Annotated in this window: 21 protein-coding genes; 20 read left to right on the top strand and 1 reads right to left on the bottom strand. The window is 34.2% G+C overall.

The annotated features are described in order from the left end of the window. The first annotated feature begins 7 nt into the window (after positions 1-7). From WAX74_RS03875 to WAX74_RS03825, 11 genes are all read left to right on the top strand, one after another. A complete protein-coding gene (locus WAX74_RS03875) occupies positions 8-1846 on the top strand; it encodes a polysaccharide biosynthesis protein (protein WP_336496349.1) in 1839 nt (612 codons plus the stop codon). A 67-nt stretch (positions 1847-1913) separates the two neighbouring features. Then, positions 1914-3029 carry a DegT/DnrJ/EryC1/StrS family aminotransferase gene (locus WAX74_RS03870; protein WP_336496348.1) on the top strand — a complete coding sequence of 372 codons (1116 nt, stop codon included), beginning with the start codon at positions 1914-1916 and terminating at the stop codon, positions 3027-3029. Beyond that, positions 3029-3667, top strand: coding sequence for a sugar transferase (locus WAX74_RS03865; RefSeq protein ID WP_336496347.1), 639 nt, complete (start codon positions 3029-3031; stop codon positions 3665-3667). Before WAX74_RS03870 ends, WAX74_RS03865 begins: the two co-directional genes overlap by 1 nt. After that, on the top strand, positions 3612-4322 hold the full coding sequence (locus WAX74_RS03860) for an acetyltransferase (RefSeq protein ID WP_336496346.1): 711 nt from the start codon (positions 3612-3614) through the stop codon (positions 4320-4322). The genes WAX74_RS03865 and WAX74_RS03860 overlap by 56 nt, the downstream gene beginning before the upstream one ends. A gap of 35 nt (positions 4323-4357) precedes the next feature. Then, the gene (locus WAX74_RS03855) at positions 4358-5644 is read left to right on the top strand and encodes a phenylacetate--CoA ligase family protein (RefSeq protein WP_336496345.1); all 1287 of its coding nucleotides are present in this window, start codon (positions 4358-4360) and stop codon (positions 5642-5644) included. A gap of 34 nt (positions 5645-5678) precedes the next feature. Further along, positions 5679-6917 (top strand): glycosyltransferase family 4 protein, encoded by a 1239-nt coding sequence (locus WAX74_RS03850; protein WP_336496344.1) that lies wholly within the window; start codon positions 5679-5681, stop codon positions 6915-6917. A 47-nt stretch (positions 6918-6964) separates the two neighbouring features. Further along, positions 6965-8089 (top strand): glycosyltransferase family 4 protein, encoded by a 1125-nt coding sequence (locus tag WAX74_RS03845; RefSeq protein WP_336496343.1) that lies wholly within the window; start codon positions 6965-6967, stop codon positions 8087-8089. A gap of 11 nt (positions 8090-8100) precedes the next feature. After that, a complete protein-coding gene (locus WAX74_RS03840; protein WP_336496342.1) occupies positions 8101-9285 on the top strand; it encodes an O-antigen ligase family protein in 1185 nt (394 codons plus the stop codon). Continuing rightward, positions 9282-10496, top strand: a complete 1215-nt coding sequence (locus WAX74_RS03835) for a lipopolysaccharide biosynthesis protein (RefSeq protein WP_336496341.1) — start codon at positions 9282-9284, stop codon at positions 10494-10496. Before WAX74_RS03840 ends, WAX74_RS03835 begins: the two co-directional genes overlap by 4 nt. A gap of 113 nt (positions 10497-10609) precedes the next feature. Then, positions 10610-11671, top strand: a complete 1062-nt coding sequence (locus WAX74_RS03830) for a sugar-transfer associated ATP-grasp domain-containing protein (protein WP_336496340.1) — start codon at positions 10610-10612, stop codon at positions 11669-11671. Between the two features lie 545 nt (positions 11672-12216). Continuing rightward, positions 12217-12750: a hypothetical protein gene (locus WAX74_RS03825; RefSeq protein WP_336496339.1), complete on the top strand. Its 534-nt coding sequence runs from the start codon at positions 12217-12219 to the stop codon at positions 12748-12750. A gap of 100 nt (positions 12751-12850) precedes the next feature. Here the strand turns inward: WAX74_RS03825 and WAX74_RS03820 are convergent, their stop codons facing one another. After that, a complete protein-coding gene (locus tag WAX74_RS03820; RefSeq protein WP_336496338.1) occupies positions 12851-13252 on the bottom strand; it encodes a hypothetical protein in 402 nt (133 codons plus the stop codon). Between the two features lie 229 nt (positions 13253-13481). Between WAX74_RS03820 and WAX74_RS03815 the strand changes: the two genes are divergently transcribed. The 9 genes from WAX74_RS03815 to WAX74_RS03775 all read left to right on the top strand — a co-directional run bounded on the left by WAX74_RS03815 (position 13482) and on the right by WAX74_RS03775 (position 23491). Further along, positions 13482-14069, top strand: a complete 588-nt coding sequence (locus tag WAX74_RS03815; protein WP_336496337.1) for a YdcF family protein — start codon at positions 13482-13484, stop codon at positions 14067-14069. A gap of 1307 nt (positions 14070-15376) precedes the next feature. After that, complete coding sequence (locus tag WAX74_RS03810; RefSeq protein ID WP_336496336.1) at positions 15377-16150, top strand: IclR family transcriptional regulator; 774 nt, start codon at positions 15377-15379, stop codon at positions 16148-16150. 12 nt (positions 16151-16162) lie between these two features. Then, positions 16163-17617 carry an alpha-ketoglutaric semialdehyde dehydrogenase GucD gene (gene gucD / locus WAX74_RS03805; RefSeq protein WP_336496335.1) on the top strand — a complete coding sequence of 485 codons (1455 nt, stop codon included), beginning with the start codon at positions 16163-16165 and terminating at the stop codon, positions 17615-17617. Positions 17618-17737: 120 nt separating this feature from the next. Continuing rightward, positions 17738-18685: a U32 family peptidase gene (locus WAX74_RS03800; RefSeq protein WP_336496334.1), complete on the top strand. Its 948-nt coding sequence runs from the start codon at positions 17738-17740 to the stop codon at positions 18683-18685. Between the two features lie 69 nt (positions 18686-18754). Continuing rightward, positions 18755-19903, top strand: a complete 1149-nt coding sequence (locus WAX74_RS03795; RefSeq protein ID WP_336496333.1) for a 2-keto-3-deoxygluconate permease — start codon at positions 18755-18757, stop codon at positions 19901-19903. After that, positions 19903-21021 (top strand): UxaA family hydrolase, encoded by a 1119-nt coding sequence (locus WAX74_RS03790; RefSeq protein WP_336496332.1) that lies wholly within the window; start codon positions 19903-19905, stop codon positions 21019-21021. Before WAX74_RS03795 ends, WAX74_RS03790 begins: the two co-directional genes overlap by 1 nt. A gap of 13 nt (positions 21022-21034) precedes the next feature. Further along, positions 21035-21370 (top strand): UxaA family hydrolase, encoded by a 336-nt coding sequence (locus tag WAX74_RS03785; protein WP_336496331.1) that lies wholly within the window; start codon positions 21035-21037, stop codon positions 21368-21370. Then, entirely contained in the window at positions 21357-22514 is a 1158-nt protein-coding gene (locus WAX74_RS03780) for a UxaA family hydrolase (RefSeq protein ID WP_336496330.1), read from the top strand. Before WAX74_RS03785 ends, WAX74_RS03780 begins: the two co-directional genes overlap by 14 nt. A 95-nt stretch (positions 22515-22609) precedes the next feature. Next, entirely contained in the window at positions 22610-23491 is an 882-nt protein-coding gene (locus WAX74_RS03775) for a fumarylacetoacetate hydrolase family protein (RefSeq protein ID WP_336496329.1), read from the top strand. Positions 23492-23541: the final 50 nt, after the last annotated feature.

The raw sequence follows: 23541 nt of genomic DNA, 5'->3' as shown, positions 1-23541 counted from the left end.
GTGCTATATGTCATTAAGAAAAAGAATGTCGTTGTTAGTGTTTGTCGATTCTGCTATTGTTTTATTTTCTATTTATATTGGATATTTTTTACTGCATCCAATAGATAATCCTTTTACAAATACTTTTCTCTTAATAAGTTCCCTTACAATTTTTTTAGCACACCATGGTTTTGCTATGTATTATGGACTTTATCGAAAGGTTTGGGAATATGCATCTATAAGAGAGTTAGTATCTATTTTTAAAGCAGTGACATTTTCGATATTAACTGTTGCTCTTGTACAGTTCCTTGTAAAAGGAGACATACTTTATCGTGCTTTATCCATCACATGGATGTTACATATTTTACTTATTGGAGGTTCGCGATTATCGTGGAGGGTTTTACGCAACAAGTTCGTATCGGGCGTAAGCGTTGAGGAAGGTAGAAAACGTACGCTGATCATAGGAGCGGGTTCTGCGGGTACGATGATTGCACGGCAATTATTAGAAAATAATGAGTCACCTTTAATGCCAGTTGCTTTTTTAGATGATAATACTACAAAAATAGGATTAGAAATTTTTAATATTCGGGTACTAGGTGGGACAGAAATTATTGAAGATGCTGTTAATGACTTGGACATTGAACATATTATTATTGCCATCCCATCACTCGATAAATCTACGGGGTCTATACTAATGCAACATTGCTTAGATACTGGTATACGTACACAAACAATGCCCTTCATTGAAGACCTACTAACTGGAAAAGTGTCTATCAATCAAATTAGGGATGTCAAAATTGAAGATTTACTCGGACGTGACGAAGTAGAACTAGACGTAGAATCGATATCTACAAAACTGACAAACAAAAAAATTCTCGTAACTGGAGCGGGCGGCTCCATAGGTTCTGAGATTTGTCGACAAGTAGCAAGATTCGACCCAAAACAAATTATTCTACTCGGACACGGCGAGAACTCAATCTATACTATAGACATGGAATTGCGTCGAAAAGTTTCACCAAATACAGAATTAATCCCGATTATCGCAGACATTAAAGATCGAAATCGAATATTTGATATCGTGGCGGATTATAAGCCTGATGTTATATATCACGCTGCAGCCCATAAACACGTACCTCTAATGGAATATAACCCGATGGAAGCAGTAAAAAACAACATCTTCGGTACGAAAAATGTCGCTGAAGCAGCTAATATGTTCGGTGTAAGTTACTTCGTCATGATTTCAACTGACAAAGCGGTAAATCCACCAAACATTATGGGGGCAACAAAACGTTTTGCGGAAATGGTTGTTCAAAATCTTGCGAAAGATAGTGAAACTAAATTTGCAGCTGTAAGATTTGGAAATGTGCTTGGATCCAGAGGCAGTGTTGTACCCCTATTTAAAAAACAGATTGCCGAGGGCGGACCAATAACCGTAACTGATCCGAAAATGACTCGTTATTTCATGACAATTCCAGAAGCGTCCAGGTTAGTTCTACAAGCTGGAACTCTCGCAAATGGTGGGGAAGTTTTTGTTCTAGACATGGGAGAACCAGTAAAAATTGTTGACCTAGCGAAAAATCTTATTAATCTATCTGGCTATGAAGAAAATGAGATAGGCATCAAGTTTTCAGGCATTCGCCCCGGAGAAAAGCTATATGAAGAATTATTAAACGAAAACGAAATTCAAAGCAGATTTATTTTTCCTAAGATCCACATAGGGAAGGCTTCTCCGATAAGTGAGAGAGAGCTTGAATATGTGTTGGAGAAGTTGCCAGAAATGACGGTGCGTGAAGTGAGAGAGACGTTGATTGGTTTAGCTAATCAGAAGAATGTTAAAGTTTTACTACCACAAGCGACATATGGTTGATTTATAAAAGGTGTAATACGGGAGTCCGATAATAAAAGGGTTATTAAGAGGAAGGAAGTCTTAGACAATGCAAGAAAGAATATTCCTTTCATCACCACATATGAGTGATGAAGGTTTTGAAAAGCAATATGTTCAGGAAGCTTTTGATACAAACTGGATTGCACCTTTGGGCGAAAATGTTAATCAATTTGAAAAAGAGTTGGCAGCTAAAGTGGGTTGCGAAGCGGCTGCCGCACTTTCATCAGGAACGGCTGCTATTCATTTAGCACTTAAAGCGGCTGGAGTTGGAGAAGGAGATGTTGTATTTTGCCCAACACTAACATTTTCGGCTACTGCTAATCCTATTATCTATCAAAATGCTATTCCTGTTTTTATAGATAGTGACTATGAAACTTGGAATATGAGTCCTAAAGCATTAGAAGAAGCTTTTGTTAAATATCCTAATGTTAAAGCTGTTATTGTAGTCCATTTATATGGTTTATCTGCTGATATGGAAAAAATAGTAACACTTTGTAAAAAGCATAATGTAGCTTTAATAGAAGACGCAGCGGAATCCTTAGGTACATATTATAGAGGACAGCACACAGGAACTTTTGGGGATTACGGTATTTTCTCTTTTAATGGGAATAAAATTATTACCACATCTGGCGGAGGCATGCTTGTTTCTAACAATGAAGAAATTATTGCTAAAGCTAGATTTTGGGCTACTCAATCTAGGGACCAAGCTAGGCATTACCAACATAGCGAATTAGGCTATAACTATAGAATGAGCAATGTAGTTGCAGGAATTGGTAGAGGTCAACTAAAAGTCTTGGACAAAAGGGTAGAAAAGAAAAACTATATTTTTGAATTTTATAAGAGAGAACTCGGTGATCTTAAAGGTATTGAATTTATGCCTAGTAATGAATGGAATACACCAAACTATTGGTTAAGTTCTTTGACTTTAAACGGCAATATAAGACCGCTTGATATTATGCAAGCTCTTGAAAAAGAGAATATAGAGTCTAGACCAGTGTGGAAACCGATGCATATGCAACCTTACTTTGAAAAGTATGACTTTATCGGTGAAGATGTAGCTGAAAACCTGTTTAGAGATGGTATTTGTTTGCCGTCGGATACGAAAATGACGGAATCAGATTTAGAAAGAGTTATAAAGATTATAAGAGAATTGTGGGGATTATAATGATGTCACACAAAGATGGATTTTATAAAAAACTCATTAAAAGGCCTTTAGATTTTATTATATCCTTGGTAATGCTTATCATTCTAAGCCCTCTTCTTTTGGTTGTGGCAATTCTCGTAAGAAATAAACTAGGTAGCCCCATCCTATTTAAGCAAAAAAGACCTGGTTTAAAAGAGAAAGTATTTACAATGTATAAGTTTCGAACGATGACAGAGGAAAAGGATGAAAATGGTGAGTTTCTTCCTGATAGTGTGAGGTTAACACGTTTTGGAAAACTACTCCGAACTACTTCTATTGATGAACTACCTGAGCTATTTAACATATTAAAAGGAGAAATGTCTTTTATAGGACCACGACCTTTGTTAGTTGAATATCTTCCTTTGTATAGTGAAGAGCAAAGAAAGCGGCACGATGTCCGACCAGGTTTGTCTGGACTGGCTCAGGTAAGTGGAAGAAATTCACTCGCCTGGGAAGAAAAATTTGACTTGGATGTTAAATATGTAAAGACTATTACCTTTTTGGGTGATTTGAAGATAATTTTTTTGACTGTGAAAAAGGTTTTTGTTAAGGAAGGTATTAATTTTGAAAATACCGCCAAAAGCAATCGTTTCCAAGGAACAGATAATAACCAAAGATGAATTCAATAATAGAGGGATATATATGAAAAAGCTCTTTATCATAGGTAGTGGTGGTTTTTGTAAACAGGTTATTGAAATAATTGAAAAGCTCAATATAGATGAAAAAAAATATAACCTGTTAGGTTTAATTGACGATAATGACCGTCTACTTGGAAGTGAAGTTTTAGGTTATAAGGTTTTAGGTACTACTGATTATTTAATGGATTATTCAAAACAAGAGGAAGTATATGGTGTTATTGCAATAGCTAACGGAAAAGTTAGAGCGCAAATAAATCAAAAGCTAACTGAAGTTAATTGGATAAATTTAATTCACCCCAATGCGGTTATTAGTAATTATATAGAAATGGGTAAAGGAAATATAATCTGTGCGGGGGTAGTCATCAATCCTGAATGTCTAATCGAGAACCATTGTCATATAAATATAGGTACTACAATTGGTCACGATGTAAAAATGAAGGATTTTGTTACAATCATGCCGGGCAGTCGAATTTCAGGTAATGTTGAGATTAAGAAATGTTCTCTGGTTGGGACTGGTTCCACAATTATACAAGGTTTATCTATTGAGGAAAATGTAATTATTGGAGCTGGTGCAGTAGTCACTAAAAATACAAGTGCTAATAGTTTATATAAGGGTGTACCAGCTAAGAGATTTTAGATAACAGAAAGTCTTTAGAATGAAAGGTGATTGTAATGGTAGGAAAGACTCTTAGAGGGACCGTTTTTTGGGGGATTGATGCTTTAAAGGGTAAAACCGTCAAACAGCATTATAATGATATAAAACAATTGATGGATAGTAATGCTCCAAATACGAAACAGCTTCAGTCTATTTGTAATCATGCTTATAATACCGTGCCATTTTATACCCCTTTAAAATTAAAAGATTTTAGTGAACTGCCGGTAATAACAAAAACACAATATAAAGAGATGTACGCATCCTTTCAATCTCAAAAATATTTGGATAATGTGTACCATCAAATGTCTACTAGTGGATCTACAGGAACCCCTTTTACAGTTAACCAAGATAAGGTGAAGCGTGAAAGAACAATGGCAGAGGTAATCTACTTTAATGAGATAGAGGGACAAACACTTGGTCAGAAGTATATGCACTTTAAAGCTTGGTCAGAAAAGAAGTCTACGATTGAACGACTTAAACAAAATTTAGTACCTATTGATATACTTCGTTTGGATGAAGAGGCGTTAGAGAGTATCAGAGGATTACTGAAAACTGACAAACAGATTAATAGCTGTTTAGCTTATGCCTCATCTTACGAGGTTCTATGTAATTATTTGTTTGATAAAGGTGACACACCAAATATGTTTCATTTAAATGTTATCTTTTCTAGTTCCTCGTTATTAAAAGAAGAAACGAGAGAAAAGCTAGAAAAGATTTTTGATTGTCCCATTATTGATAGATATGCCAATCAAGAGAATGGAATATTAGCTCAAACAAAATCAAACAGTAGAATATTTAATGTAAACAGAGCGAGCTATTATATTGAATTATTAAAGTTAGATAGTGACGAGCCGGCAGAAGCAGGGGAACTAGGAAGACTAATTGTTACAGACTTATATAATTATGCTATGCCAATTATTAGGTATGACACTGGAGACCTAGCTATTTCTGACGATTTAGACCGTCAAAACATTTCGACTTTACGAAGTATCCAAGGAAGATTGGTTGATATCATATATGATACTCAAGGAAATATTCTAACTCCTCATACTATAAGTGTACATATGAAAAAATACGGTAGATTAAAACAATGGCAATTTATTCAAGAAGATAAAAATGAGTATGTGTTGAGAGTTAATGGTGCAGAGGGTATTTATAACGAGAATGATTTTGTGAATTCACTTAAAACTATTTTAGGCGAAGATGCAAATATTGAAGTTAAATTTGTAAATGAAATCCCTGTTTTATCTTCAGGTAAATTTAAAAATACTATATGTAATTATAAAATACCACAAGGGAAATAAGTAATTTCTAAAACAAATAGAAGAGGATATGACAATGCAGAAAAAAACGGTATGGATTTTCAATCATTATGCTCACGGAACATTCTTTAATAAAGGTGGGAGGCATTATTGGTTTGCCAAAAATCTAATAAAAAAAGGTTATGAGCCTACTATTTTTTGTGCAAATACTAGACATAATAGCGACTCTAGTATTCCCATACAAAATGGAACATACGAATTAAAGTATGCAGAAGGCATTCCTTATGCGTTTGTTAAGACTACTAAATATAAAAATGGCATAGAACGTATACGAAATATGTGGAATTTTTATAAAAATCTTTTTCCTTCTACAAATAAATATAGCAAAGAATTTGGTAAACCGGATATAATTTTGGCTTCAAGCGTGCATCCTCTTACTTTATTAGCCGGGATTAAAATAGCTAAAAAATATAACGTACCTTGTATTTGTGAAATAAGAGATTTATGGCCTGAGACTATTGTACAATACGGTTCTCTTAAAAAGAATAGTTATTTGGCTAGGCTTTTATACATGGGGGAGAAATGGTTATATAAGAAAGCAGACAAGCTGATTTTTACTATTCCAGGTGGAAAAGATTATGTGGAGGAAATTGGTCTTGATTCTTCTAAGGTTAGATATATAAACAATGGTGTAGATTTAGATGAGTATAATAAAAACAAAGAAGAGTTTGTTTATTCGGATGATCATTTGGACAATCCCTCCACGTTTAAGGTCCTTTATACTGGAAGTATGGGCGTTGCAAATGAACTAACATATTTAGTAAGTGCAGCGGAGGAAATTGAAAAAAGAGGGATTAACAATATTCAATTTATTTTGTTTGGCCATGGAAGCCAGAAAGAAAAATTGGAGAATTATGTAATAGAAAAAGGAATTAGTAATATAGTTTTTAAAGGTAAAGTTGATAAGAAACGAATTCCCAATATATTAAGTAAGTCTAATCTGAATGTTTTTACTGGAAAGCATATTCCGTTATATAAGTATGGGTTAAGCCTTAATAAACTATTCGATTATATGGCATCAGGTAAACCCACCTTGTCTAATATGGAAAATGGTTATGATATTTTATCTAAATATAATTGTGGGAAAACTGTAAAAGGTGGTTCTGTAGAAACCTTAGTAGAAGGAATCTTGGAATTCTACCATATGGAACAGGAAGAATATAACCGCTACTGCAGAAATTCATTATCTGCAATACAGTATTTTGATTTTAAAGTATTAACAGATAAATTAGAGGAAATTATTATTGAGAGTTAGATAATAATTTTTGTGCATAATGTGATGAAAACAAGGTGGTCGAAATTATGAGAATCTTACATGTAAATTCATATTACGGTGGTGGGATGTTATATAAAAATATATATGATCGACAAGTAAAAAATAACTTGCCTATTGATGTCTATGTTCCTACCCCTTACACTACCGATTTATCTCATTTACAGTTAGGGGAATACACGACTGTAAGAAAAAATCATAATAAATACGATCGTTATCTTTTTTATGTAAAGCATAAAAAGATATATAAAGATCTAATTAAAACCTTTAAAATCGAAAATTACTCTTTAGTACATGCTCATACTCTATTTTCTAATGGTTATATTGCTATGCAAATCAAAAAAAAATATGGCATTCCTTATGTGGTAGCTGTTAGAAATACAGACGTAAACCAATTTTTCAGAAGAAGAGTTTTACTACGCAATTTGGGTATTGAAATATTAAAAGAAGCAGATTGTATTATTTTTTTATCAGATTCCTATAAGCAGTATGTGGTAGATAAGTACATTCCGCAGAAAGATAAAGAAAATATTTTGCAAAAGGCTAAAATTATTCCCAATGGGATCGATCAATTTTGGTTTGATAATTTAGGGAAGCCCAAAATTCTCTCAAGTCAAAAAAGCTTAAATATAGTTTATATAGGTGCCATCAATAAGAATAAAAATTTACTAACCACTACGAAGGCACTTGAGATTCTTCAAGAAAAAGGATATGATGTAAAATTTACAGTTGTGGGTAGAGTTGGAGATGAACAAGTTCACGAGGAATTGATGAAGTTTTCTTTTGTTAACTATTTAAACCCACAGCCAAAGGAAAGCCTCTTAGAAATATATCGGACACACGATATATTTGTAATGCCGTCAATAACAGAGACTTTTGGTCTCGTTTATCCAGAAGCAATGAGTCAAGGCCTACCACTTATCTATTCAAAGGACCAAGGATTTGATGGTCAGTTTAAAGAGGGCGAAGTTGGGTATCATGTTGATTCTCTCGACCCTAAAATGTTAGCGGATCGAGTAATAGATATTGTGAACAACTACGAGGTCATATCGAAAAATTGCTTGGAATTGGTCGGAAATTTTAATTGGGATATACTACTGACTCTATATGATGAGGTTTATTCCAAAGCTTTAATAAAAGAATCCATTGAATAAGAGGAATGATTATGGTGCTAAATAAGTCAGATGATCAAAAAATAAGCATAGCAATAATGGCATCATTTGTAGTTCTTACTATACAATATTTTCTTTTGATTAATTTTAATTTAATTGGGACTTCAAATGGTTCAATAGTGCAGCTACTATCCAAGATACTTGTAGGAGTTCTTTTTTTGTATGCCTTGCCAGCAGTGTTAAAGAGAAGTTTACTGAAGTTTATAGGATTCTACTTTGTTGCTAGTCTTATTTTTATCTTAAATTATTTATTTTTCCCAAATAACCATCTGTATTTAAAGGGATTAATATTCCCGTTTTTCGGAATGTGTTTACCAGCGTTAGTTTACACACTAAGTCTTAGAGATTTGGATGTTTTTAAGCAAGTAATGAAAAAAGCAAGCTATCTTGTTTTCTTTTTTGGTGCTTTGTTAGGTTTAATCATTGTCTCAGGGAATGCTACAGCAGGATCGTATAGTATGGCTCTTTCCTATTATATGTTATTGCCAGCTATTCTTTTTTTGGACAGTTTAATAGATAAGTATTCCACAAGAGCTCTTCTTTTTTCTTTAATTTCAATTTTTGTCATCCTCGCATTAGGATCAAGAGGAGCATTATTATGTATTGTGGTTTTTGTCCTGTTAAAAATGGTTCGTGGAATTTTTAAGTTGTCCTATACTAAGGTGTTTTATAATCTTTTAGTTATCGTAAGTTTAGTTTTCTTAAGTCTAAATTTAGATAAATTGCTTAATATGTTATATGAAATTTTAAATAAATATGACATTAATAGTAGAAGTATCGAATTATTTTTAAGCGGAGAGGTACATTTGAGTGGTAGAGATTACATTTATGAAAATCTTGTTAAAGCTGTAATGGACAATCCCTTCTTTGGTCTTGGCTTTGGTGCAGATCGACGGATAATCGGTAAGGATGGAGGATATGCTCATAACCTTTTCCTCGAACTGGTTGTTAACTTTGGTATAGTAGCAGGAGGAATAGCTAGCATCATCTTCTTATTTTTATTAATAAGAAGTCTGTTTATAAAAGATATAAATAATTATCATTTAATAATTGTATGGATAAGCTTAGGCTTTGTCCATTTAATGGTAAGTAGTTCCTATATAACTGACATTAAATTTTGGATATTAATGGGATTGCTCATCAAATTAAACATAGAAACTGGTGACAGACTGACATGAAGACAAAGAAATTTCTCGTAGATTCACTTCTAAATATCATTTCAGCTGCTTTGCCATTGCTTGTTCTTCAGCTTATTTCCTATCCCTTAATCGCAAGGGTTTTAGGAGGCGAAGAATATGGAATGATTATTACCTTGATCAGCGTATTTACCGTTGTGAGTTTTCCACTAGGCAATGTGTTAAATAATATTCGATTATTGAAAGATAAGGAATACAAGGAAGCTAATGAAGAAGGAGATTTTAATCCTTTAATTTTAGGTTCCTCTTTTATAAGTATAGTTCTAATTATCACCGTTTCGTTGTACGTAGATTCTAGCTTAGATATTTTGGATTTAATTTTATTAAGCTTAATAACTGTTGGCTCATTATGGAAGGAATATTTAGTCGTAACCTTCCGTTTAGTTTTGAATTATAGAGGTATTCTATTAAATAATTTATTCATGAGTTTAGGTTACATAGTCGGTTCATTTATATTTTTGTACTTTGAAAGCTGGCAGTTGATTTATTTTATAGGACTTTTATTTAGTTTGGTTTATATTGTACGTCATACTAGTTTACACAAAGAACGGTATAAATTTTCTTCCTTATTTAAGGACACCGCTTCAAAAGGTATGTTATTGTATATCGCCAACCTATTAAAGAATATTCTTTCTTATGCGGACAAATTAATATTACTTCCATTACTGGGACCCGTTAGTGTAGCTATTTACTATAGCTCTACAATTTTAGGGAAAATAATATCAATGATGATTAACCCTGTGAACTCTGTAATTTTAAGCTATTTAGTTAAAGTGGAGAGTATCAGTTTAAAAAAAGTAATAAAAATGTTTAGTATTTCTTCCTTATTAGGACTGTTTGGTTATGTAGCTACCATATTGATAAGCCCCTACTTCTTAGAATTTTTCTATAAGGATTGGGCGGAACAGTCACTTGAATTGGTATATATCACTACAGCAACCGCTATTATAGGTGTCCTATCTACAGTACTTCAGCCCTTCAACATACGTTTTAATAAGATTTCCTGGCAAATATATATGAGTGGTCTCCATTTAATAGTTTATGTAGCTTCCTCTTTTTACTTTTTCAAAATAGGTGGATTAAAAGGTTTTACATTTGGAGTACTAATTGCCGCTGTTTTTAAATTAATTATGCAGTTAAGCGTATTTTTGCTTAACTATCGTAGAAACAACAGTACACATTCTAGTAGTTAAGGTATCTAATCCTAAGGAGATAGAATAAAATTAATAGGGCTTAGAAGTTAGGAACTGACTGTCGTTTTGTAATCAAAGCACCTTATTTGGTAGTCAGTTGACGGGAGGGTAACATGAAATTGAAGAGTAGAATATTACAAATTTATAGAGGAATTAAAATGAATAGAACTTTTATTCTTAAACAAAGAAAAAGTTCTGTTCCAACTGATTTGAAAAATAATATAAAATTAGCCAGAAAAGGTTTTTTGGGAGAATCAAAAACAATTTATAACTTCTCTAAAAATGAAATGAAATATTATTTATCTGATATTCAAAGGTTGCGAACTCGGTATATAAACGCACCATATTCCTTTATCTTGGATGAAAAAGTCGTTTTTGAATCTATGTATAAAAGCCGATTAAAAATTCCACAAAGTTTTTCTCTTATAAAAAAAGGAAAGCTAATTCCTCTGCATCAAGAATATAAGATGGAAAACATAAATGACTTGATTCGTTACTTAGACTCCAATGAGAAATGCGTAATAAAGCCAATTAGAAATGGTGGGGGTTACGGAATTCACATATTAAGTAAAATCGACAATGACTACTACGTCAATTCAAAACGTGTTACTTTTAATGAAATTTCTCGAATAGTTGAAGCTTTAGATGATTATTTTGTAAGTGAATTCATAACACAAGGTAAATTTGGGGCGTCTTTATATTCTGAAACTACCAATACCATAAGAATTGTAACTATGATAGATCCCGCAACTAATAAAGCATTTATTCCTATCGCAGTTCAAAGGATAGGCAATAAAGATTCTTCCCCTACTGATAATTGGACCCAAGGAGGACTTAGTGCCGAAATTGATTTGGAAACTGGCACACTAGGAAAAGGAGTCACTTATCCTAGAGAGGGGATTTTGACATATCATGATTATCATCCAGAAACCCAATCAAAGATAAGTAATGCCGTTATTCCTCATTGGGATATTATAAAGAAAGAAATTCTTGAAGCTGCTAATTTGTATCCATACATCTCTTACATCGGGTGGGATGTTGTTACAACTGACGAAGGTTATATGGTTCTAGAAGGAAATAATTTTACGGACGTAAATTTATTGCAGGTACACAAACCGCTATTAAAAGATGAAAGAGTTGTAGCTTTTTATAAAACACATGGAATAATAAAATGAATCTTTAAAAACAGAGATTGAATAGAATTCTTTGAAAGATATAGAATACTGGCTGTCGTTTCTTAGACAAGAATAAAATACCCTATTTTACAGCCAGTTGACAGTATTTGACCGAAGACATGCAAGTAGCGTCCTTGGATGGAAAAGTTTTATTTGAAATAGAAATAAAACAAGTAGCCGAAACTTGGTTTTCGGCTACTATTTTTGTTTATTTAGTAACAAATACTTATTCTATATTCTAATTCTTATCTAATAATTCTCAATTTAAAAAGAGTAGACTTATTTAATCTTGGTCCAGTTTGTTACAGGTCGAAAATCTTCTGTTTCTGATGATTTTCAATTAAATCGCAATAATTAAGGCTTCTCTCCTAGAAAGAAAGAGAATTACTTCAAAAGATAGATAATTCATACTATTTAAAATGTTTAAATTTGTCGATAAAATGTAAAAAGTGACTTTAAATAAAACTTTTTATCTATTACATTAGTAATGTGTTATTAACTATTTTTTAAAGTATTCGATTTAACTCATTAAAGGGGAGAAATATATGAAAATTTCTAATGTTTTTATTGATTTTCAAATTTTTTTAGAAGAAGGAACTTCTATTTTTAACGTGGTTGCAAAATGTTTAGTTTATATAGAGGAATTGAGTGAACCTATAAAAGTGGGAGAAGCATCGCTTTATATATTTAATCCGCAAAAGAGTTCTTTTTTAGATACTTGTATAGAAGGGAATTGTATTTCAGCAGATTTGAATACATTATTTATTAGTTTGCAAGATATATGTGAAATTGATGATATACCAGGAATGGTAGCGGCTTGTAATGATTTGTCAATAAAAGAAGAATGGCGGGAAAACGGATTGGGTCAAGGATTTCTAGAAAAAATAAAGAAACAGCTATCTTATTTAAATGTTCAGCTATTATTAGTAAAACTGTCTACCTTTATTTCTTCATCGTCTATTGAAAACTCAAAAGACGATTTAACAATAAATAATAGTTTCTATGAGTGTAAAAATGGAGAACAAGTAATAGTAACGTATAGATATTTAAATGATAGAAATATTGTTTTAGTTAAATGAAGTTAAAACCAGGATTTAAATACATAAACATAATATTTTATATATTATTTTCATTAATTCCTATAAGAAAGCCCTTTGCCTAAGCAAAGAGCCATTTATATTAATTCTTCAATTCGTGTTCCGTATGATTCTCCTGTTTAGCAGGAGAATCATTATTGTCTGCTTGTAACGATTCTTCCGATTCAGGCAACTTTTTTTTGTGTGATTTAGGGTAAGCTTTTTTCGATTCTGATTTTGAATTGTTGTCCTGGACGTTTTCGTTAAAATATTGAACACTTGTCATTGCACCTTCTTCAACCATGCGGTTGTCGTCTGGATCTTGTGGGTCGGAGAAGCCGGTTTTAGTTGCAAGGTTTGGTTTGTGTTTTTGGGAATCTATATAGGATTTTGCTTTTGTCTTCGTGTTTTTCATTTTCGTTTTCGAACTCTCTTTATTTATATACATAAGCGCCACGGCAGTTATTCCACCTAATAGAAATGCACGTTTGTTTCCTCTTTCCATTTCCAACACTCCCTTTTTTGGTTTTATATTATAATACCCACTTTTGATTTAAAGAAAACCGCATAAAAAATAAAAGAATTTTTTGTGGTCAGAATTGAATATTGTGTTTATATAAGACTTTGGTTGAGATTAATGAGTAAAGGTACTTTGTGACATTAATATTTGATAAACTTATTATTAACGAATTAACCAATAAGGACCCATAAAAAAAGGATGATGCTGTATAGCGATGTTAAAGAAAAAATGGATATTGTTTGTAGGGATACTGCTATTCATAGTGGTCTTTAACTCCGCTGGTGACTTTCTCGTTATTGATGAAAAACCAGTAAAATCCGATGTCATCATTGTTTTAAGTGGGGGTGATGGGCGTTTAGAAAAAGGTGTTCAGCTATATAAAGAAGGATATGCACCTTATCTAATGCTATCCAATGGTAGTGTTCAACAACTCTACGAACGGGCACTGGAGTTAGGTGTTCCAAATGAAGCTATTATAATGGAAGTGAAATCAGACAGTACTTTGGATAATGCTATTTTTTCTGAAGAGATCGTACGAAATCACAAGTTTGAGTCCGCTATTGTTGTTTCATCTGGTTTTCACATGAGAAGAGTTAAAATCTTATATGATAAAGTGTTTCAAAACAGCGGTGTACGGTTAACCTATGTCGCTGAAGATATGACTGCGTATAATCCTAAAATATGGTGGGCAGACGAGGTCAGTCGAGATAATACGTTTAGGGAATATATTAAGTTAGTTGGAAATTTAATTGGACTACATGGGTCGGATTCGAAGGAGTTTTTGAGGAAGTTTGATTTATGATAGATACGGTTCTCACGTTTCTGACTTTTACCTATTAAATATTATCTAATATATCTGCTTAAGAAGTAGCAGCAGTGTAACCGCTAATATAAAGTGAGCAGTTTTCCTCTTTAAAATTAACATAAAAAAGTTTGAATAAATTTAATAAAAGATGTTTAATCATTTTTAAGTGGGGTATATATAGTACAAGGCGGAACTACCGTAGGAAGGGACTGGTAAACTATGAGTTTACAAGGGACTCCAATGGATGATTTGCACAGCCTTTGCGGAAAATTTGTTTTACTGACGAAAGGTACTCTCGTCGGGAACCGATATATTTAGGTTTCGATCCAGCGTATTTTATCTGCAAGTGAAAGAAAAGTTTTTTGTGGAAGTGCACCTTAATGTCTGATGGTTCCATATCAGACGACAGAACTGCACTGACGAGATGAAGGTTGAAATTGTCAGTTACGGTTTAACTAAGCAACATTAACAAATTTTCTGAGTGTATTCCCTATTTAGGGAATGAAGAAAGCGTAGTCCTATAAGGATTACGCTTTTTTCTTTCCTTTTTTTGATCCTGTGTAAAAAACAGAATAGTGACTCATCACTGTGTTAGAAACAATTCTACACAGTTCTGACAAAAGACTACAATTAACTATTTTACCTTCTCTTGAAAAAGGAAGTAGCAGCCAATATTTTCGGGTGCATTCTTTATAAGATAGATCCTTACTTAGACTGTTTTTTCTATATCTAAGCAATTAGGTAAAAACGCTACATTAGAGACTACCATCCTTGAATCGTCCATAATTTGTTCCACACAACTATATATGCATCAAGTAGGGTACCTGGTTCCAGGGCAAGTAGAACCGGGTACCCGTTTTGGGGATGGTTGCTCTTAGGGGGAACTGATTGCTCTGGCCGATTATTTGGTTGCTTTTCCGGCATAATCGGTCGTATTTTGGATTGCTTTTTTCAAATAAAGGATGGGGTCGTGCCGCATTCACCAAAAAAAGTTTCATAATGATGAGTGATTTAAACTATACATAATAATGTACGGTATTTAGTTGATTGCGTGAGTGACTGGCACCAATAAAATTTTCAAGAAAGTATTGACAATAGATCTGTACAAGATATAAGATTATTCTGAAAACAAAAACTTTTTGGAACGGCGTTTTATATTGTAAAACAAGAGCTTCGTCGGGGTTAGAATTAACAATCAAAGGTTATTTAGGAAAATAAAGAAATTGAACTTTGGTGTAGAATGAAAACGGCGTTTTACATTATAAAACGAATCCTTTTTCTTTGAGTTTATAGGGGGGAAATCTATGCCAATCATACAATCCGTCACAAGAGCTTTAAATATTTTAGAATTATTTGATGAGCGTACTAGAGAATTATCTATAAAAGAAATCAGTAATAGAATGGATTTAAACAAAAGTACCGTTCACTCTCTTTTAAAAACATTAATGCATCACGGATACGTTTCACAAAACCATTCAACTAGCGAATATCATCTAGGTTGGAAACTTTATGAGCGTGGCAATTTAGTTACAAGTCAGTTAGATATACGTAAGTTGGCAAGAAGGCATTTAGAAGAATTAAATTCTCAAACAGATAAAACGGTTCATTTAGTCCAATTGATGGGGAAGGAAGCTATCTATATTGACAAAATTAATGGAAATGGATCATTAGTTGTTCAATCTCGGATTGGCAAAAGGGTTCATCTTCATTCATCAGCGGTTGGAAAAGTTTTAGTTGCAAATCTCACTGAGGATGATTTTGAAGGAATTTTTACTAAATATGATTTTGTTAAAAAGACCGATAATTCTATTTTAAGTTTAGAAGAATTTAAACTTGAGATGAATCGAGTTAGAAAAGAAAAGTATGCGATTGATAATGAAGAAAATGAAGAAGGAATTATTTGTTTTGCATTACCAATCAGAGACTATTCTAAAAAAGTTGTCGCTGCAGTAAGTGTCTCCACTCCAAAGGCGGTCTTTAATGAAGAGGTAGCCAATGTTAACAAGAGGTGTTTAAAAGTTTGTGCAACAAACATTTCGAAAGAATTAGGATTTATTTCAGATAACGAGAATGATTAGGAGATGGATAAAATGGCAGAGGTATTTAAAAACTTGATCAATGGGAAATGGAAAGAAAGTAGTAACGGCGAGCTAATGGAAAGTATTAATCCAGCAAATAGGCAGGAGGTAATAGGAATTCTTCAATCTTCTACAGCTGGAGATGTGGAAGAAGCGATTCAATCCTCCATAGACGCTAAAAGAGAATGGCGTAAATTGGGTCAATTTAATCGTGGGCAAATGTTATATCAAGTTGCAAATGAAGTAGAGCGTAATCTCACAGAAATTGCCGAGACACTAACGAAGGAAATGGGAAAAACACTTCCGGAGGCGATTGGAGAAACACAGCGTGGTATAGCTATACTTCGTTATTATGCATCAGAGGGCATGCGTAAAGATGGAGACGTAATTCCTTCATCGGATAAGGATGCATTGATGTTCACTAAGCGTACACCACTCGGAGTTGTGGGGATAATTACCCCATGGAACTTTCCCGTTGCTATACCTATTTGGAAGATTGCACCGGCTTTAGTTTATGGGAATACGGTAGTATTTAAACCAGCTTCTGAAAGTGCTGTCACTGCAGCTAAAATCGTACAATGTTTTGAAAAAGCAGGTATTCCTAAAGGGGTGCTAAACTTTGTTACTGGAAAAGGTTCTGTCGTAGGAAACACCATTATAAACAGTAAAAAAATCAATGGGATTACATTTACTGGATCTGAAGCTACGGGTAAGTTAGTTGCCAAGGCAGCAAGTGAAAATGGTGTCAAATTTCAACTGGAAATGGGCGGTAAAAACCCAGTCATTGTACTTAACGATGCTGATGTGAAAAGCGCAGTGGATGGAGTAATAAGTGGTGCATTTAAGTCTACTGGTCAAAAGTGTACGGCTTCAAGTCGTATTATTATCGAAGAGAGTATTTATGATGAGTTTAAGCAAGCATTAATAAAGGAAACGGAAAAAATTAAGGTTGATAATGGTATTACCGAAGATACTTGGATGGGCCCTTGTGCGAGTGAGAGCCAGTTAAATACGGTATTAGATTATATTAAAATAGGTCAAGAGGAAGGTGCACAGCTTATCTACGGAGGTAAGCAACTAAAAAATGCAAATTTGGCTGATGGCTTTTATGTAGAGCCTACAATTTTTGAAAATGTAGCTTCTCATATGCGGATTGCACAAGAAGAAATATTTGGCCCTGTTATTGCGTTGATCAAGGTCAAGGATATAGAAGAAGCAATCGATGTAGCAAATGATTCCGAATACGGTTTGAGTGCGTCATTGTATACAACCAATATTGGTGCAGCACTTACATTTATTGAAGATATTGAATCAGGATTAGTTCGAGTAAACGCAGAAAGTGCGGGAGTAGAGTTACACGCACCGTTTGGTGGCATGAAATCCTCAAGTACAGGTTCGCGTGAACAAGGTGAGGCAGCTAAAGAATTTTATACAGCGATTAAAACAGTTTTAATAAAAAGCAAGTAACAACAGCTAGAATTGTAATCTCTTTACATAGTAGGGAGATTACAATTCAAGTTTTAGATAAATAGCGTTTTAAATTTTCTGAATATTTTTTTAATTAAAATAATTGATGGGGTGTTTATTATGAATGAATCACAAAAACTACTAGAGAAACTTGGTTATCCAACTTCAGAGTTAAAGGACTTACCGACATCAACGAAAAGATTTCCTGATGGGGCGCAATACCGCGTGGAGATCCCTAGCGTCGAAGGTCCTGTAGCATTAAAAGAACTTTTAAAAGCTGTAGATGAATATGGTTTAACAATTCATCGTGTATCACAAGGAAGTGGAATTATGCTACAGACGGATGATGAGATCAAGGAAATGTGTCGGTTGACCGCTGAGCGTGGTATGGAACTTAGCTTGTTTGTGGGACCAAGAGGAACTTGGGATATTAGTGCAGGTCCTTTAACATCAGCAGGTAAATCACAAGCGTTACGTCATGAGGGAGTCGATCAATTAACATATGCGATGGAAGATTTGATTCGAGGTGCAAAGTTAGGATTAAAGGGGGCATTAGTTGCAGATGAAGGATTGTTATTGATGACAAAACATATGAAGGAGGAAGGTCTATTACCTAAAGACTTTGTGGTAAAAGTTTCAGTACAAATGGGTGCATGCAATCCAGTATCCGTTAAGTTAATGGAAGAAATCGGAGCAGATACTTATAATGTTCCGTCTAGTATGACACTCTCTAAATTAGCTGCTATTCGTCAAGCTACCAATTTACCAATAGATATATATATAGAAGTACCAGATAATTTCGGTGGGTTCTTACGATACTATGAAATTCCTGAAATCATTCGTGTGCTGTCACCAGTATATATTAAATTCGGATTAAAAAATCATCCGGACGTATATCCTTCAGGGAAGCAATGGGAGTCTACTAATATTTCCTTAGTTAGAGAGCGTGTGAGACGTGCATCCATCGGTATGGAAATGATCAATCGTTACTACCCAGATGCTATCACTTCTGAATTAGGGGCTGAAGGATTGGGCATTGCAGATATTTATGAAAGCGTTAACAAATGATAGTTGTGAAGTTTTGATAATTAAATCACATTCCTTAATATAAAAAACTAATTAAAAGGAGATTATTATATGAAAATAAAAGATACAATTGACCGTATTCCTGGTGGATTAATGATTGTTCCGCTTTTTTTAGGAGCATTAATTAACACAATAGACCAACTACACTTACCTTTTATTATGGATTTCTTGAAATCTTTAGGAGTATCTCCTACAGCAGATGGGAATTATGAATTCTTGAGAATAGGCGGATTTACGCAAGCCTTATTTAAAGACGGTGCAAATACACTTTGCGCATTATTCTTGTTCTGTGCTGGAAGTCAAATGAATCTAAAAGTAGGTGGAATCGCTTTAAAAAAGGGAGTTATATTAACTTCTTCTAAATACATTGCGGGTATAACAGTAGGTGTTCTTTGGGGGTTATTATCAGATCCTGTATCAGGTTTTTTAGGGTTATCTACAATGGCTATTATTGCAGCTATGACTAATGGCAATGGGGGAATGTTTGCTGCTTTAACTGGTCAATATGGAAATCGTTCAGATGTAGGGGCAACAGCAGTTCTTTCTCTTAATGACGGACCATTCTTTACTTTGATGGCTTTAGGAATGATGGGTGCGCAGTTCCCTGTTATTGCTTTTGTTGCAGTCCTTCTACCAATCGCGATAGGTATGCTCTTAGGGAATCTGGATCCAAAAATGCGAACATTTTTATCTAGTGCAGAAAATGTAGTTATTCCGTTCTTTGCTTTTGCATTAGGTGCCAATATGAACTTAAAGAACTTCTTAAATTCAGAAGTGGTTGGTGCAGGTGTTTTATTGGCAATTATGACGGTAATTATTTCCGGTGGATTCATGGTGGTTGCATTTAAAATATTTAGAGAAAAAAGTTACATTGCACCATTGGCAGAAGCATCTACAGCCGGTAATGCTGTTGCTACACCCGCAGCTATTGCAGCTGCAGCAACTGTGGCTGCTGGAACGGGCTTAATGTCAGCTGCAGAAGCACAGGTATATATTGATATTGCTGCAGTGGCGACTGCTCAAATTTCCGTAGCAACAATCAGTACAGCAGTCCTCGTTCCGATAGCGGTTATTCTTGCTGATAAATATCAACGAAGACGTGGAATTGATGGAACTTTAGAAGATGATGAATTACGTAAATCTTTAAAAGTAAAATCTGAAGCATTCATACCAAATAAGTTGGAGAAGGAGGTATCATAATGTCTAACCTAACGTTTAAGGGTTTTGCAAGATCGGATAGTTCGGTAGGCATCAGAAATTATATAGGAGTTGTCTCTACAGTTGTTTGCTCAAGTGTGGTAACAAGAGATATTGCCAAAACAGTCCCACAGGGTATCCCAGTCGTTCATGCAAATGGTTGTGCGCAACTAGGCGATGACTTTCTTTTAACAAAAAACACGTTAAAAGGTGTAGTTGCGAATCCAAATATCTATGCGTCTTTGCTAGTAGGTCTAGGATGTGAGACGAATCAGGTATCCATTTTACTTGATGAAACAGTAGAATCTAAACCAAAAGTAGGATTTAGTATACAACAAATGGCGGGTGGTACCAATACTTTACAAGCGGGATCTGAAATTGTAAAAAAGTGGTCTGAAGAAATTCATGAGATAGAAAGAACAGAACAGGGAATTGAAAAATTGACAATAGGAATCCTACCTATCGATTTAGATAAGAACGAATATCAAAGTGCTTCGCCGTCTGTTTCTACATTTATAAAAGAAATGGTAGAATCACGTGCTACTGTAATTTTAGGAATGACAGACAAGATGGAAAAAGTATTGGATAGAGCAACATCCCGTGCTGCAAATGAGCAAGTCAAAGCACAAATGCTTTCTATTAGTAGTAAAAATACACGTCAAACATGGGATAAGATGAATCCAAATGAGTCTGAGTATTTACAATATAGTGATGCCGATTTCCAATTAGGTTTGGAAGAATTAAAGTTGGCAGAAGGAATTGATGTAGCATCCATATTAAACTATGCTGAAATTCCTAATGCTAGTGGACTTCATTTGTCTATTATGCCTAATAACGTTATCGAAGCGGCATCAAATTTGGTAGCGAGTGGCTGTAATTTAATCGTATTCTTAACAAATCGAGCAATTTTTACAGGGACCATTGTAGTACCTTGTATGACAATTGGTGTGATGAATAAAGAGAATCAATCAGTAGAAATGATTGACCTAGTGATTGACGAACATGTTACTTCTTCTGATATTCTTCAAAAAGTAATTGATATTTCATCAGGACAATTAACGAAGTTAGAAGACTTTAAACTAGAGGAATTCGCCATTTCTCATATTGGAACTACATTTTAAGGGAGGGTTTGGCTTGAAACTAAATAACGCAATTCAACTTCATGCTGAAGATAATGTGGTAGTAGCATTAAATAGCTTTGAGATGAATGAAGAAGTTTATATTAAAGAAATCGGCTTAAATCTAAAAGTCGTTAACAAAATACCATATGGGCATAAAGTTTGTGTTAAAAAGATTAATGCCGGCGACAAAATTTTAAAATACGGTGAATGCATGGGCATTGCAACGGAAGATATTAACTTAGGGCAACATGTACATGTACACAATGTACGGGGGCTCAATGAAAGCGAAAGACTTGTATCCGTAAATGATTTCCAGTTAGAAGGGGTGGGAGTAAATGAAGACTATTAAAGGATATCCCAGAAAAAATGGAACCTATGGTGTTCGTAATCATGTCATTGTTATTAATACAGTAGGGGAACTTGCTGGTATTACAAATCGTTTGGCAGATTTAGTCCCGGGTGTTGTGCCGGTAGTACAGCAGGGAGGAACATCTCAATTCCCCGAAGATGCAATGCAAACTATACGTACTATCAAAGGGACTGTTGGTCACCCTAATGTAAATGCAGCACTTGTATTAGGAATGGGTGAAAATGATTTTGCTAACCAAATAGCTTCCGAATTAAACGAGGAGCATTGCAAAGTTAAATCGCTTGTACTAAATAGTGGGACCACCTTAGATAAAATCTTTTCTGAAGGTAGCCAGTGGTTAAAAGAAGCTTATGAGGAAAGTCTATTAGATGTTAGAGTAGACATTCCAATTACTGAACTAACTATAGGATTAGAATGCGGAGGATCGGATGCTTGGTCAGGAATTACCGCGAATCCAGCAATCGGAGTATGCTCAGATTTAATAGTAGAAGCTGGAGCAACAAGTATTTTAGCCGAAACAACGGAAGCAATTGGTGCTGAACATATTCTAGCAAGAAGAGCGACAAACAATGATGTGGCTAAACAATTTTTAACAATAGTGAAGAATTATGAACAACGTATTTTAGATACAGGTGAAGATATTCGTTCTGCAAATCCCACTCCTGGTAATATGGTTGGTGGTTTAACAACACTTGAAGAAAAATCATTAGGGTGTATTAAAAAAGGTGGAAATTCCGTTTTACAACAAGTACTAAAATACGCAGAAAAACCAGCTACCAAAGGATTTGTATTTATGGATACACCAGGTTATGACGTGGAATCTGTGGCTGGACTAGCTGCAGGGGGTGCCCAAATAGTATTATTTTCAACTGGAAAAGGATCTCCAACAGGATCACCTATTGTCCCTGTCATTAAAGTAGGAACGAATCCGAAACTTTATGAGATTATGTCTGAACATATTGATGTTAATGCGGGAACCATTGTCGAAGGTAAAAATTCTCTACAAGACGTCGGTGAGGAAATTTACAACCTAGTTTTCGATGTTGCAAACGGTGAAAAGACAAAAGCTGAAAATCATCGCAATCAAGAATTTGCCATCTGGCGCTTAGCGCAAAGTATTTAAAATGGTGTTCATTCAAATTGAATTTGGTATTAGATATGCCATCAATTTGAATGAACTTTTTTGGATAAAAACAGTACATTGGAGGGTAATTCATCATGAAATTAGTCAATTTTGAAGAGGAACAAGCTATTAAACTAGGAATAATAACAGAAAAAGGTGTAATTGATATAGAAAAAGCCTCTTTCTTGTTTAATAATCCTCTTAGTTTAACAATGGAAGAGGTTATTTCAGATCCCGAAAAAATGGAAAACATTCGATTATTATATGTATTAGTAGAAAAGAGTGCATTAGAGACGCTTTATATAAGTGAAAAGTCTATTAAAATAGCGCCTACGTTAACAAATCCAAATAAAATCATTTGCGTCGGTCTTAACTATAGAAAGCATGCAATTGAATCGAATCTTGCGATACCTACTAACCCTATATTATTTAACAAATTCACTAACAGTATCGCCGCATCAAACGAAATTATTTCATTGCCACCCTTAGCTTCAGAATACGATTTCGAAGCCGAACTAGCAATTGTTATAGGAAAAGAGGCGAAAAATATATCCAAAGAAGAAGCTTTGAACTATGTCTTTGGATATTGCAATGCCAATGATCTTTCCGCTAGAGATTTGCAATTCCAGTCTAGCCAATGGCTATTAGGAAAAGCATTAGATAAGTTTTGCCCTATAGGTCCTTATTTAGTTACTGCTGACGAAATCCCAAATCCTAATAAGCTATCCATAAAAACATACTATAACGGAAACATACAACAGGAATCCAATACAGCAGATATGATTTTTCATTGTGATGAAATTATAAGCTATATTTCGAACTATATAACACTCTCTCCCGGAGATATTATTTTAACAGGCACACCGGAAGGGGTTTTAATGGGATTGCCTGAAGAAGTTCGAGCATACATGTCAGCAGGCGACGAAGTTATCATAGAGATTGAAGGATTAGGGCAATTGAGAAATAGTTTTGTTTGAGGTTTTTAAGTTACCACAGTCACCAACACAACTATATATGCAACAAACAG

Source organism: Psychrobacillus mangrovi (assembly GCF_037104765.1).
GTDB lineage: Bacteria > Bacillota > Bacilli > Bacillales_A > Planococcaceae > Psychrobacillus > Psychrobacillus mangrovi.
This window is presented reverse-complemented; position numbering and strand designations above follow the sequence as displayed.

Coding starts and splice junctions, on each gene's coding strand:
- WAX74_RS03840 (WP_336496342.1), top strand. CDS start 8,101: ATGGTGCTAAATAAGTCAGATGATCAAAAAATAAGCATAGCAATAATG.
- WAX74_RS03790 (WP_336496332.1), top strand. CDS start 19,903: ATGTCTAACCTAACGTTTAAGGGTTTTGCAAGATCGGATAGTTCGGTA.
- WAX74_RS03825 (WP_336496339.1), top strand. CDS start 12,217: ATGAAAATTTCTAATGTTTTTATTGATTTTCAAATTTTTTTAGAAGAA.
- gucD (WP_336496335.1), top strand. CDS start 16,163: ATGGCAGAGGTATTTAAAAACTTGATCAATGGGAAATGGAAAGAAAGT.
- WAX74_RS03795 (WP_336496333.1), top strand. CDS start 18,755: ATGAAAATAAAAGATACAATTGACCGTATTCCTGGTGGATTAATGATT.
- WAX74_RS03850 (WP_336496344.1), top strand. CDS start 5,679: ATGCAGAAAAAAACGGTATGGATTTTCAATCATTATGCTCACGGAACA.
- WAX74_RS03815 (WP_336496337.1), top strand. CDS start 13,482: ATGTTAAAGAAAAAATGGATATTGTTTGTAGGGATACTGCTATTCATA.
- WAX74_RS03865 (WP_336496347.1), top strand. CDS start 3,029: ATGATGTCACACAAAGATGGATTTTATAAAAAACTCATTAAAAGGCCT.
- WAX74_RS03835 (WP_336496341.1), top strand. CDS start 9,282: ATGAAGACAAAGAAATTTCTCGTAGATTCACTTCTAAATATCATTTCA.
- WAX74_RS03800 (WP_336496334.1), top strand. CDS start 17,738: ATGAATGAATCACAAAAACTACTAGAGAAACTTGGTTATCCAACTTCA.
- WAX74_RS03855 (WP_336496345.1), top strand. CDS start 4,358: ATGGTAGGAAAGACTCTTAGAGGGACCGTTTTTTGGGGGATTGATGCT.
- WAX74_RS03845 (WP_336496343.1), top strand. CDS start 6,965: ATGAGAATCTTACATGTAAATTCATATTACGGTGGTGGGATGTTATAT.
- WAX74_RS03820 (WP_336496338.1), bottom strand. CDS start 13,252: ATGGAAAGAGGAAACAAACGTGCATTTCTATTAGGTGGAATAACTGCC.
- WAX74_RS03830 (WP_336496340.1), top strand. CDS start 10,610: ATGAAATTGAAGAGTAGAATATTACAAATTTATAGAGGAATTAAAATG.
- WAX74_RS03810 (WP_336496336.1), top strand. CDS start 15,377: ATGCCAATCATACAATCCGTCACAAGAGCTTTAAATATTTTAGAATTA.
- WAX74_RS03870 (WP_336496348.1), top strand. CDS start 1,914: ATGCAAGAAAGAATATTCCTTTCATCACCACATATGAGTGATGAAGGT.
- WAX74_RS03875 (WP_336496349.1), top strand. CDS start 8: ATGTCATTAAGAAAAAGAATGTCGTTGTTAGTGTTTGTCGATTCTGCT.
- WAX74_RS03780 (WP_336496330.1), top strand. CDS start 21,357: ATGAAGACTATTAAAGGATATCCCAGAAAAAATGGAACCTATGGTGTT.
- WAX74_RS03775 (WP_336496329.1), top strand. CDS start 22,610: ATGAAATTAGTCAATTTTGAAGAGGAACAAGCTATTAAACTAGGAATA.